The 12,155-nt window shown below is 39.2% G+C and carries 10 protein-coding genes; 7 read left to right on the top strand and 3 right to left on the bottom strand.

Annotation, left to right across the window (positions count from 1 at the left end; translation table 11 throughout):
* Positions 1–363: 363 nt before the first annotated feature.
* The 3 genes from ppc to LJC66_RS03850 all read left to right on the top strand — a co-directional run bounded on the left by ppc (position 364) and on the right by LJC66_RS03850 (position 5,188).
* Positions 364–3,132: a phosphoenolpyruvate carboxylase gene (ppc, locus tag LJC66_RS03840; RefSeq protein ID WP_098332467.1), complete on the top strand. Its 2,769-nt coding sequence runs from the start codon at positions 364–366 to the stop codon at positions 3,130–3,132.
* A gap of 217 nt (positions 3,133–3,349) precedes the next feature.
* Positions 3,350–3,793, top strand: coding sequence for a hypothetical protein (locus LJC66_RS03845; RefSeq protein WP_050689301.1), 444 nt, complete (start codon positions 3,350–3,352; stop codon positions 3,791–3,793).
* A gap of 387 nt (positions 3,794–4,180) precedes the next feature.
* Positions 4,181–5,188 (top strand): aromatic ring-hydroxylating dioxygenase subunit alpha, encoded by a 1,008-nt coding sequence (locus LJC66_RS03850; RefSeq protein ID WP_050689300.1) that lies wholly within the window; start codon positions 4,181–4,183, stop codon positions 5,186–5,188.
* 31 nt (positions 5,189–5,219) lie between these two features.
* Here LJC66_RS03850 and LJC66_RS03855 read toward each other — a convergent pair whose 3' ends face one another.
* The 3 genes from LJC66_RS03855 to LJC66_RS03865 form a co-directional block, all read right to left on the bottom strand.
* Positions 5,220–5,975, bottom strand: a complete 756-nt coding sequence (locus LJC66_RS03855) for an ABC transporter permease (RefSeq protein WP_230931817.1) — start codon at positions 5,973–5,975, stop codon at positions 5,220–5,222.
* A complete protein-coding gene (locus tag LJC66_RS03860) occupies positions 5,972–6,709 on the bottom strand; it encodes an ABC transporter ATP-binding protein (protein ID WP_230931818.1) in 738 nt (245 codons plus the stop codon). Before LJC66_RS03860 ends, LJC66_RS03855 begins: the two co-directional genes overlap by 4 nt.
* Before the next feature lie 97 nt (positions 6,710–6,806).
* Positions 6,807–8,114 (bottom strand): homocysteine synthase, encoded by a 1,308-nt coding sequence (locus LJC66_RS03865; RefSeq protein ID WP_230931819.1) that lies wholly within the window; start codon positions 8,112–8,114, stop codon positions 6,807–6,809.
* A gap of 337 nt (positions 8,115–8,451) precedes the next feature.
* Between LJC66_RS03865 and yknW the strand changes: the two genes are divergently transcribed.
* Genes yknW through LJC66_RS03885 form a run of 4 tightly spaced genes read left to right on the top strand, consistent with a single transcriptional unit; the run spans position 8,452 to position 12,148 of the window.
* Positions 8,452–9,138, top strand: coding sequence for a YknW family membrane protein (gene yknW, locus LJC66_RS03870; protein WP_230931820.1), 687 nt, complete (start codon positions 8,452–8,454; stop codon positions 9,136–9,138).
* A complete protein-coding gene (locus LJC66_RS03875; protein WP_230931821.1) occupies positions 9,139–10,269 on the top strand; it encodes an efflux RND transporter periplasmic adaptor subunit in 1,131 nt (376 codons plus the stop codon).
* Complete coding sequence (locus LJC66_RS03880) at positions 10,266–10,955, top strand: ABC transporter ATP-binding protein (RefSeq protein WP_013081850.1); 690 nt, start codon at positions 10,266–10,268, stop codon at positions 10,953–10,955. Before LJC66_RS03875 ends, LJC66_RS03880 begins: the two co-directional genes overlap by 4 nt.
* The gene (locus tag LJC66_RS03885) at positions 10,952–12,148 is read left to right on the top strand and encodes an ABC transporter permease (RefSeq protein ID WP_230931822.1); all 1,197 of its coding nucleotides are present in this window, start codon (positions 10,952–10,954) and stop codon (positions 12,146–12,148) included. The genes LJC66_RS03880 and LJC66_RS03885 overlap by 4 nt, the downstream gene beginning before the upstream one ends.
* Positions 12,149–12,155 lie beyond the last annotated feature (7 nt).

Raw genomic sequence — 12,155 nt, forward strand, 5'->3', positions numbered from 1 at the left:
GAACGTAGGTTTCATCTGTTTCGTTCCTTCTAGCAGTTGATTGGAGAGCAAGACGAAGACTACGGGGGAAAAGCGAAAGAGACAAGGAGGCTCATCGACCGCCCGCAGAAAGCAAAGTCTTGCACAGTAATCCACTGCGGTGTCACAAGCGGTTCAGCTTATGTATCCCATTTGTTCGTCTTTAGATTGGATTCATTTAGTTATGTCTTAACCTCTTTTTATATTTGATGAATCTCCTCTCCTGAACGAGAGGAGGAAATAAAATTATATGAAATTTATTTTCGTTCATGGTAATATGAATTTAATATAATTTTCTAAAAAGTTTAAAAAGTACAACATTTATAAAGAAAGGTGTCGTGTCTAATGGTAACAGTAGAAGCAGCAGAAAGACAAAACAGCAGCACTGCCCTGCGCCGTGATGTAAAATTTCTTGGTCAATTGTTAGGGAAAGTTCTGGTTCACCAAGGTGGAGAAGAACTGCTCAACAAAGTAGAAAAAATACGCGAAGTAGCAAAATCACTTAGAGAAAACAAAGATGAAGTTATCTATAAAGAAATAAAAAATGAAATCGTTACTCTTGAACAGCCGATGCGCGAGCAGGTTATTCGGGCATTTGCAGTTTATTTTCATTTAGTTAATATTGCAGAGCAAAATCATCGAATTCGTCGCAGACGGGAATATCAGCAGCAAGAAGATTCTATTATGCAGCCGGGCTCATTGGAAAGTGCCGTTGTTTCGCTTAAAAATAATGGCGTGGCGCCAGACGTAATTGCTAACTTGCTTCAAACTTTATCTCTAGAGCTCATCATCACTGCTCATCCAACAGAAGCCACTAGACGAAGTGTTCTTGATATTCATAAACGAATGGCTGAGCTTCTGAAAAATTTGGATAATCCAACGTTAACAAAACGCGAACGTACGGAAATTGAAGAAAGACTGTTTAGCGAAGTGTTGATTTTATGGCAAACAAATGAACTGCGAGATCGCAAGCCAACCGTAATGGATGAAGTATCGAATGGATTATATTATTTTGATGAAACGTTATTTGAAGTGCTTCCTCAACTTCATCAGGAGTTGGAAAATTCATTGCAGGAGAATTACCCCCAAGAAAATTGGAAGGTGCCTAATATTCTTCGATTTGGTTCATGGATTGGCGGAGACCGGGATGGAAATCCAAACGTAACTCCCAAAGTAACGTGGCAAACGCTTGTCAAACAAAGAAAGTTAGCTATTCGTAAATATAAAGAGTCGCTTACTCAATTGAGACAAAGGTTAAGTCAGTCTACAAAAAGAGTCGCAGTTTCAGATAATCTTCTTGATTCTATTAATCAAGAAATATCTCTGCTGCCTGAGAAAAAGCGATGGAGAATCAAACACGAAGTGTATCGCTGCAAGCTTACGATTATGCTTCATAAATTAAATTTAGTTGGAGAGTCGGAAGCGGGTTATCAAAGGTCGGAAGAACTTCTACATGATTTATTTCTAATCAAAGACAGTTTGCAAAAGCACCAGCCTCAGGATTATCAGTTAAAAAGCTTATGTAAATTAATTCGCCAAGTTGAGCTGTTTGGTTTTCATTTAGCAACGCTTGATATCCGTAATCACAGCGGGGAACATGAAGCGGCAATCAAAGAAATTTTCCATGCGGTTTCTTTAGCTGAAGATTATTCAGCGTTAACAGAAGAGAAAAAAGTTGAGCTGTTAGGGAAAGTTCTTCAAGACCCAAGACCTGTGCTATCGTTTGTAGAGAATTACTCTAAAGAAACGCAGCAAGTAATTGAAGTATTTAATATGATACATCGAGCACATAAAGAATTTGGAGAAAGATCTATTGAAGTCTACTTAATCAGCATGACGCAGTCTGCAAGTGATTTGTTAGAAGTCATGGTACTTGCCAAAGAAGCGGGTATTTATCGCCTTCATGCAGATGGCCGCATTGAAAGTAAGTTAAATATAGCTCCGCTGCTTGAAACGATTGATGATCTCACAGCGGGTCCTAAAATTATGGAACAGCTATTTCAATTAGATTTTTATCGTGAGCACTTAAGGAAACAGCAGGATTTGCAAGAAATTATGCTTGGCTACTCAGATGGAAGTAAAGACGGAGGAACGCTTACTGCTAATTGGAAGCTATATAAAGCGCAGCAGGAAATTCACGATATGGCGAGGAAGTATCAAGTTCGTCTGAAGTTTTTCCATGGCCGAGGCGGCTCACTAGGCCGAGGAGGTGGACCGTTAAACCGAAGCATTTTATCTCAGCCTGTTGAGACGCTAGGAGACGGCGTGAAAATTACAGAGCAAGGAGAAGTTCTTTCTTCTAGATACGCTTTATATGACATTGCCTACCGAAGCCTTGAACAAGCGGTCTCAGCTCTTCTTACAGCGGCAGCAAATGTTTCTCAAGAAGCTGAACAATGTGATATTCGTACACATGAATGGGAAGAAACAATGGACGAGATTTCAACTGCTTCTTTACGTAAGTATCAAGAGCTTGTTTTCAAAGATCCAGACTTTTTAACGTATTTTAAACAAGCTACACCTCTTCCTGAGCTGGGAGCTTTAAATATTGGGTCACGTCCAATGAGTCGAAAAGGAAGTGATCGCTTTGAAGATTTGCGAGCAATTCCGTGGGTATTTGCATGGACGCAAAGCAGACAGCTGCTTCCAGCCTGGTACGCTGCAGGTACGGGCTTACAGCATTTAGTAGAGAAGTCCGGAGATATACAGCTTCTTCAGCAAATGTATAAAGAATGGCCATTTTTCCGCTCGACCGTCGATAATCTGCAAATGGCCTTAACAAAAGCAGATTTAATGGCAGCAAAAGAATACACGGAAATGGTACAAGACCCGGCTATTTCAGAGCGGATTTTTACCGCCATTAAAAAAGAGTATAATCTCACAAAAGAAATGATTCTTCAAATCACAGGTCAAAAAGAATTAATGGATCATCTTCCTACGATTAAAGAATCTATTAAATTACGAAATCCGTATGTGGACCCTCTAACATTCTTACAAGTTAAGGTCATTTCCAAGCTGCGTGAAGATGAGGCTGGAACGTTAAATGAAGAACTTTTAAAAGAAGCGTTATTAACGATTAACGGCATTGCAGCAGGGTTGCGTAATACAGGTTGATGCTACCAAAAGACACCTCAAGAAAATAAAAGAGGTGTCTTTTGTCTATTTTTCTCACATAAAGAACTGCCTGTCAGTTCCCTCTCTTTTAAAGAGAACTTCCGCCTGTTAAATAGGCACTGAGAAAAATCAATGATAGAATAGAAAAAAGATGGAAATATTCTACAACTGAATGCGAGTGATGGGGGAACTAGATTGAATATGGAGGACGAGGACAATGGTAAAAAATTCGCAAATCTTCATTGAAGCTGACTCCGAGAATTCTGTATTTATTGGACTGGAATTTTGTGAGTATACACAAAAAATGAATCCTACTTGTTTGTCCAAACAGCATATAAATGTGTTTATTCATCCGGAAGAACTCACCGTGGAATTTAAGAAAACAAAAAGTGATAGAACTATCGATGATTTTCATCTCATGCATATCGTTCCGGTTCATTGCTTTAATTATTTATTATGTTCGATTTCGCAAGGTATTGTTACAGATGTTCAGCTGAAAGCGGTTGGTCATCAAGGAGAAACGTTGTTTGAAGAAAGTCTTACATTGAAGTTTCATGAAAAAGCGACGGATTATGAAGAAACCCTCTCATTTTTCAAACATTTAAATCAAGAAATACAAAAGCAGACGAAAAAATATACAGCCAGTTATATGAGCTCATAATAAAGCAAGCTGCGGTTTTTAAAACCGCAGCTTTTATTCGTTTAACCGAAAAAATCATGTTAGAGGTGCTTACAAATCAAGAGATTTTTCAGTGGGAAATTGATAAAGTAAAACTAAGAGAAATCAGTGGACAGAAAAGCTTTTAGCGGCTGGCCGCTCTTTATTCAATATATAAGGGTTTAAGTATTTAAAAAATAGCGATGAACACGTATTGTCATTGTAGATGAAGTGCTAAGGTCGCTCTATCTGCAATCATGTAGAATCTTCGCGCGCTTATAGTCTGTTTTACGGAACGAAAAAGCTGCGGAATTAGAAGCACTCCTTCTATTTCTGCGGTTTTTTTTATAAACAAGAAATAAATTTACTTATTGTACGGAGGCGATGCAGATGATTAAAGATTTAGTATTGGCTAAGGAATGGCTGCCTGCAGCTTATTCACATGATTTAACAGATCAGCCCTTGCAAGTAACGATTTTAGAAGAGCGAGTTGTGCTTTTTCGCACATCTAATGCCATTAAAGCATTTAAAGATTTGTGCATCCATCGCGGTGCAGCGTTATCTCTTGGAAAAGTGGTAGATGATTGCATTGTATGCCCTTATCACGGATGGAAATACGATGATGCCGGGGCTTGTGTCAAAATTCCTCAACAGCCGCCGGGAAGAGCTATTCCTTCAAAAGCAAAAGCACAGGTATATGACTGCGTTGAAAAGTACGGAATTATATGGGTGAAGATGAATAGAGAGGCGGGTGATACTCCTCTTCCCTTGTATGGCGAACATCTTAACTCCGGATTCAAAACGGTTTGCGCCAACCCTCATACTCTGCAGGCAGCAGCTCCTCGTGTCGTAGAAAACTTTCTAGATGTAAGCCATTTGGCTTTTGTTCACGAAGGAAGCCTTGGACACTCTGACTACGCCGAAATTCCTGATTATAAGGTGCATTGGAAAGATAACCGATACGTTTCTGATGAAATCGCTGTGTACGCAGATGCAGATGGTACGGGTAACTTTGCGACTATTTATTATACCTTTGAAATTCTTCGTCCTACTGTTGCAAGATTGAAAAAAGTGAACTATGAAACGGGTGAAATCTTTTCAATGCTGTTTGCGGTTTTACCTGAAGAGGAAAGAAAGTCCACGGTGTTTGCGCTAGTTTCTAGAAACTATTCGTTTGATGCACCTGATCAATATTTCCGCGATTTTCAGCAGCTTATTATTGAACAAGATACCAGTATTGTGGAAAGTCAAAAACCAGAAGAGCTGCCGCTTGACTTACAAGCAGAGCTTCATTTGAATCCGGACCGATTGAGTATTGCCTATAGAAGATGGCTAGGTGATTTAGGAGTGACCTTTGGAAGTGACGTAGGATCAAGATTAAAAAAAGCTGCTCAATAAAAAAAGAAGAAAGGAGTCTCCCTTCTTCTTTTTATGTATGCTCACGGATAAGCTGCTGATAGCTATTAAAAAGGGTAGGGTATGTTAATCGGCTTAAGATGACGCAGGAAAGCGTAGCAGACGCTAGAATAGTAAAAACGATAAGCAGCTGGAATTTGACAGCTTGTATCGGATCTGCCCCTCCAATAATCTGGCCTGTCATCATACCCGGAAGCTGAACAAGTCCAATTGTTTTTTGGCTTTCTACCGTAGGAATCATGCTAGCTTTGATTGCGGCGTTTAAAATACTATGAATAGCTTGTTTAGGAGTACCCCCAAGCGCCAGAATTAATTGAATCTCCTCTCTTCTTCGACTTACTTCAGCATCTAACCGATTTAAAAATAAATTAGCCAAAATCATCGAATTTCCAATAATCATACCGCTGACAGGAATGACGTAGCGCGGAGTAGCAGGGATAATATGTAGACCGAGCATAACGCTTTGGGTCAGGATTTCTACAATAAAAAGAGTGACAAATACACGGAAAAAAGCTTTAAATCCCTGCTTTTTTTTCTTTACAACGTTTTGAGAAGCGACTGTGAGCATAAGGAATAAAATGAGAATCATAAAAACAGGATGATTTGCGTCAAAAATAAACGATAAAACATATCCGATCACTAACAGCTGAACGGCTGCTCGAATACTGGCAATGATAATATCTTTTTCGAGTCCGATACGAAAAGATTTTGATAAAAAAAGAGCAATAAAAACAAAAACAATTGTAAAAATCAGTGAAAGTGAACTCATAGAAAGGCTCCTTCAATAAATTGTTTTGTTTCAGCTTTTACAGGAGCATGAAAAAAGGTCTCCGTCTTCGCTTTTTCTACAATCACTCCGTTCATTAAAAGCCAGACTTCCTCTCCTAAACGTTTCGCTTGATCTAAATTATGGGTAACCCAAATAATCGTTTTATTCTGCTCTTTATGTAAATGAGAAATAAGCTGCTCAATTTCATGAGCAGAAGTGGCATCCAAAGCAGAAGTGATTTCGTCTAAAAGTAAAAGGTCAGATCCGTTGGACAGCGTGCGGGCTAATGATAACCTTTGTCTTTGACCACCGGATAAATCTCTGGCATCCTGGTCTAACAAGTCAGGGGAAAGACCGGTTAAGGCACAGAGTTCTTCAGGCATAATATCCTGTTTGCCGTGCAGTTTTTGAACAAGCATCATATTATCTCGCACTGTTCCATCAATAACAGGAGCTGATTGAAAAGCAATGCCCACTTTTTTTCGCAAATCAGAAATAATCCATTTGCTAATGTCTTTACCATATACTTCAATACTTCCTTCATCAGGTGCAGAAAGTAGATTGCACATGGAAAGAAGGGTGCTTTTTCCGGATCCTGATGGTCCTACCATCATGACGAGCGAGCCTTGCATCACTGTACCCGATATGCCTTTTAAAACACTATGTTCTTTATCTTTAAATGTTTTATGAACGTCTGTAAATGTAATAGCAGGTATTGAATTGAACGTGTTCATAGTAGCTCCTTTTTCATTCGTTTTGTTTATTGTAGCATAAGCGAAAGTATAAAAAGTTATTGGGCGATATAAAAAAAGCTGTGAAAAATCACAGCTTTTAAACAGTTGTATTCACTTTTTGGCTGGCTTTTAAGGCATAATCTAAATCTTCAAGAAGGTCGTCGATTGCTTCTGTTCCAACCGATAGACGAATGAGTTCTGGCGTTACGCCGGAAGCTTTTTGTTCATCTTCAGATAGCTGTTGATGAGTGGTGCTTGCCGGGTGAATAATGAGTGACTTCGAGTCGCCGATATTGGCTAAATGAGAAAATAACTGAACGGAATCAATTAACTTAGCCGCAGCGTTTTTTCCTCCCCTTACACCAAAGGTTAAAATGGCTCCTTGTCCTTTAGGTAAGTATTTTTTTGCCAATGAATAGGAAGGGTGAGAAGGAAGCCCCGCATAATGTACCCAGTCTACTAATTCATGCTGCTCTAAAAATTTCGCTACCTTTAATGCGTTTTCGCTGTGACGCTCTAATCGCAGATGGAGTGTTTCTACCCCTTGAAGGAGTAAAAAGGAATTAAAAGGTGATAAAGCAGCGCCAATATCTCGTAAAAGCTGAACGCGCGCTTTTGTAATATAAGCAGCTTCACCGGCAGCTTCTGTGTATACAAGGCCATGGTAACTTGGATCTGGAGTTGTTAAGTCTGGAAATTTCCCGCTCGCTTCCCAATCAAATTTTCCACTGTCTACGATAACACCCCCAATTGCTGTTCCATGCCCTCCAAGAAACTTAGTAGCAGAATGAACGACAATATCTGCTCCGAAATCGATGGGACGAAGAAGGTAAGGGCTTGGAACCGTATTATCAATAATAAGAGGAACTCCATGTTCGTGGGCAATGTCTGCAACTGCTTCGATGTCTAGCACATTTCCCTGCGGGTTTCCAACGGATTCAGCATAAATTGCCTTTGTTTTGGAAGTGATTGCACTTCTAAAATTTTCTGGATTATCGGCGTTTACAAATTTGACAGTAATGCCCAGTTTAGGAAGCGTAGACGAAAAGAGGTTATATGTTCCCCCATATAAACTGCTTGCTGATACAATTTCATCTCCTGCGGAAGCGATATTCAAAATGGAAAAGGTAGTAGCTGACTGACCTGAAGCTACTCCTAGAGCACCTACTCCGCCTTCTAACTCAGCAATTCGCTGTTCAAAAACGTCCGTAGTAGGGTTTACAATTCGAGTGTAGATGTAGCCTTGTTCACTTAAATTAAATAAAGATGCAGCATGCTCCGTATCTTTAAATCCAAATGAGCTTGTTTGATAAATAGGTACCGCACGCGAAAAAGTAGTCGGGTCAAGCTGTTGGCCAGAATGGATGGCTTGTGTTTCAGGACGAAATGGTTTCTTAGCAGACATTGAAACTCCTCCTTAGATATAAAACTTATAAAAAACATAGGAATAATAAACTTTAATCATAATATACGGATTCTATTAAATGATGTCAAATAATAATTAGAATATTTAGAAATTATAAGTAAGATTAATACTTTCATTCAGACATCTCTTTAATTTCTAAAAATACCATAAAAAATATAAAATGTAAGAAAAATGTAAATTAATTTGTATAATTATGTTAGAATATTAGGTGTTTGAGAGTTTCTTAGAAAGAGTCGATTTTGCTAGAAAACTTTAAAAAACAGCAAAAGACGGGTCTTAAGAGCTAATAACGAAACAAAATAAAAGGAGTTTGATTATGAGCACAGAAGTTAACGTATCTTCGGAAGTCCAAGAGAAAGGAAAGCCCTCTATTTTTGGTTTTATTACGAGTCCGGTTGTACAGTTTGAGAAAATGAAAAGTAATCCGATCATTTGGGGACCTCTTTTACTTATCCTCATCTTAACAGCTGCAACAACGATTCTAGCCGTCTATACCCCTCAGGCACAAGAGGCGCTGCAACAGCAAAAAGAAGCTGGCATTGAAGTGAATTCAACATTTAGTATGATTGGCGGAGCAGTTGGAGGAGTGATTGCAGTAGTTGCTACACTGGCATTCACAAGTTTGATTCTGTTTTTAATTGCAAAGTTAGGAACTGGAAAAACAACGTACCGCCAAATGTTTAGTTTGAATTTGTTTGTTACGTTCATCACAACAATCGGTCAGCTAATTAATACGGGAGTCGCTGCACTAGCACACACTTCAGCGAATGTGACTTCGTTAAATGGAATGGTTGATGCTAAAGGTGCTATGGGAGGAGTATTTAATTCCATTGAAATCTTTTCTATTTGGGGACTTATTCTGACAGCAGTAGGATTACAAAAAGTGGCGAATGTATCAAAGGCTGCTTCTATTATTACAGTGATTATTTTATTCATCTTAGGAGCGGCTATTTCAGGAGTTGGAGGAGCTGCTTCAGAAGCGCTTAAAGGAGCAGGGTTGTAAATGAAAAAAGGAATAATTATTACAGCTGTAGCAGTTGTTATTGTTGCGGTTATTGGAATTAACGTATATCGTGCACAAAGTGTAAGTGGGAAAGCAATCAATGTTCGCGTAGCAAATATAAAGGAAAAAAAGTTAAGAAATACAGTTATGGTTCCCGGTACGTTAAAGCTTGCTGATGAGCAATATGTCTATTTTGATGCTGAAAAAGGCGAGGTTGAACGATTTCACGTAACAGAAGGATCTCGTGTACAGCAGGGAACCTCTCTTGTAACATACGAAAGCGATACGCTTGATTTAGAGCAAGAACAAAACAAGCTGGAAAAAAAATCCAGTCGGCTGCAAATTGACTCAGTAAGCAAACAGCTTTCTAATTTAAATAAAAAACAAAAAGAATTGGAAAAAGAAATGAGTAAGCAAGAAGCGAGAGATCAAATCGATACAGAACGTACGCAGCTCAATCTCGATTTAGAAACGGCTAAAATTGATTTAGAACGAAACAAACTAGAAGCCAAATCAATTGCTAAAAAAGAACGTAATTTAGACGTAGCGAGTGATATTAATGGGACGGTGCTAGAAGTAGATAAAGAAGCGGTTAATAACACAAGTGACGTTCAAAAACCGCTTATACATATTGGTAATACCGATGAATACTTAGCTACTGGTGTGCTGTCTGAGTACGATGCATTAAAAATTAAAACCGGTCAAGCTGTCAAAATTACATCAGATGTGCTGCCTGATAAAGAATGGGCAGGGAGCGTTAAACAAATTGACTATCTACCTCAGCAGCAGGCATCAGCAGAAGCGGGCAATGATGGGGCTAATCAATATCCAGTTGAAGTAAAAGTAGATGACCAGGATATCACGATGATTAAGCCGGGATTTAAGCTGCTGCTTGAAATTGAAACAAGCAGTAAAAACGCTTCATCTTTGCCGATAAAAGCAGTTGTAAATGAAGACGGTGAAAAATATGTATATGTGGTGAAAGATAAAAAGGCGGTTCGTAAGAAAGTAAAGATTGGAGAAACAACAAATAAATTTATTGAAATCAAAAGCGGCGTATCTTCTAAAGACAAAGTCATTACAAATCCTACAAAGAACTTAACTGATGGTGCGGAAGTGACTGTTCAATGATTGAGCTTGTGAATATTCATAAAAGTTATCATCTTGGCAAAGAGGAAGTGCCAATTTTAAAAGATATTAATTTGAAGATTTATGACGGTGAATTTGTTGCGATTATGGGACCTTCTGGCTCAGGTAAATCAACGCTAATGAACATTATCGGATGTTTAGACCGTTCGTCGTCGGGGTCCTATTTATTAAATGAACAAGAAATCTCCACTTATAGTGATGAGCAGCTTGCAAAAGTAAGAAATATTCATATCGGTTTTGTTTTTCAGCAATTTCAGCTGTTGCCGCGTTTAACAGCGGTAGAAAACGTAGAGCTTCCGATGGTATATGCAGGTGTAACGCGTAAGGAAAGACGAGCCAGAGCAGAAGCTGCGCTTGAAAAAGTAGGGCTGAGTGAGCGGATGAAACATTTACCGAGCGAGCTATCAGGAGGGCAAAAGCAGCGCGTTGCTATTGCTCGTTCTATTGTTAACAATCCGACGCTTATTTTAGCAGATGAACCAACAGGAGCTCTGGATACAAAAACAAGTGCTGATATTATGGAGCAATTTTCTCAGCTTAATGCAGATGGCACAACGGTTGTAGTCATTACGCATGAACCTGAAGTGGCAGAATATACATCGCGTACAGTTATCGTTCGTGACGGTAAAGTGCTAAGTCATAGCGATAAGGAGAACGATAGCTTATGAGTTTGGTAGAAAATATTCGCATGGCGCTCTCTTCGGTTCTTGCTCATAAAATGCGCTCTATTTTGACGATGCTTGGTATTATCATTGGCGTAGCGGCTGTTATTATCGTTGTAGCCATTGGTCAGGGCGGAGAACAGATGATTAAGTCGGAAATAACAGGAGCAAGCAATACAGTTGATGTATACTATCAGCCTCCTGAAGACGAGATGCAAGCTGATGACCTTTCAATGACGGGTGAGCCTATCTTTACAGAGGATGATATTAAAGCTCTTTCGACTATTCCCGGAGTGAAGAATGTGGTGGCTTCTAGTTCAATGGGAATGGGGATAAGATATAGAGACAAGGAATCGGATACGACTGTTAATGCTATTAACGAAGGCTATATTGAAGTTAATCAGCTGGAAGTTTCAAAAGGAAGAATGTTAGACAGCTCTGACTTTTTATCAGGTAATCGAGTAGGTGTTATCACAAGCGATATGAAAAAAGAGCTATTTGATAAAAAAGAAGCCCTTGGACAAGTAGTATGGGTGCAAGGCCAGCCTATCAAAATTATTGGTGTCGCAAAAAAGGCAACGGGCTTTTTAGCATTTGAAATACCAACCATTTATATTCCGAATAATACCTATAAATCAAGCTTCGGTAAGCTCGATTATACAAACCTTAGCGTTCAAGCAAAAAGCTCTGATCAACTAAAAAAAGTAGGCAATGACGCAACGGATTTGTTAAATAATTTGCATGATGCGGAAGATGCTTACCAAGTGCAGAACTTAGAAGAAATAGCAGATAGCATTGGAAATGTAACGCGGATTATGACAACGATTATTGGATCGATTGCAGGCATTTCCCTGCTTGTTGGCGGGATTGGCGTTATGAACATTATGCTGGTTTCTGTAACGGAACGTACAAGAGAAATTGGTATTCGTAAAGCGTTGGGAGCATCTAAAAGACAAATTCTAACTCAGTTTTTGATTGAATCCATTACCCTTACGTTAATTGGTGGTTTGCTTGGAATTGGTCTCGGCGCGGGCGGGGCAGCTCTTGTTTCATTATTTGCTGGCTGGCCGTCGTTAATTTCGTGGCAAGTAGTACTTGGAGGAGTGTTGTTTTCCATGACGATTGGCATTGTATTCGGCATGCTTCCTGCAAACAAAGCGGCGAAGCTAGATCCAATCGAAGCATTAAGATATGAATAAAGATAGG

Source organism: Priestia sp. TSO9, from assembly GCF_021029645.1.
GTDB classification, from domain to species: domain Bacteria; phylum Bacillota; class Bacilli; order Bacillales; family Bacillaceae_H; genus Priestia; species Priestia megaterium_E.

Bases quoted from the DNA above. Each gene is read 5' to 3' on its own strand.
- LJC66_RS03865 (WP_230931819.1), bottom strand. From the start codon at position 8,114: ATGTCTGCTAAGAAACCATTTCGTCCTGAAACACAAGCCATCCATTCT.
- LJC66_RS03885 (WP_230931822.1), top strand. From the start codon at position 10,952: ATGAGTTTGGTAGAAAATATTCGCATGGCGCTCTCTTCGGTTCTTGCT.
- LJC66_RS03850 (WP_050689300.1), top strand. From the start codon at position 4,181: ATGATTAAAGATTTAGTATTGGCTAAGGAATGGCTGCCTGCAGCTTAT.
- LJC66_RS03855 (WP_230931817.1), bottom strand. From the start codon at position 5,975: ATGAGTTCACTTTCACTGATTTTTACAATTGTTTTTGTTTTTATTGCT.
- LJC66_RS03875 (WP_230931821.1), top strand. From the start codon at position 9,139: ATGAAAAAAGGAATAATTATTACAGCTGTAGCAGTTGTTATTGTTGCG.
- LJC66_RS03880 (WP_013081850.1), top strand. From the start codon at position 10,266: ATGATTGAGCTTGTGAATATTCATAAAAGTTATCATCTTGGCAAAGAG.
- LJC66_RS03845 (WP_050689301.1), top strand. From the start codon at position 3,350: ATGGTAAAAAATTCGCAAATCTTCATTGAAGCTGACTCCGAGAATTCT.
- yknW (WP_230931820.1), top strand. From the start codon at position 8,452: ATGAGCACAGAAGTTAACGTATCTTCGGAAGTCCAAGAGAAAGGAAAG.
- ppc (WP_098332467.1), top strand. From the start codon at position 364: ATGGTAACAGTAGAAGCAGCAGAAAGACAAAACAGCAGCACTGCCCTG.
- LJC66_RS03860 (WP_230931818.1), bottom strand. From the start codon at position 6,709: ATGAACACGTTCAATTCAATACCTGCTATTACATTTACAGACGTTCAT.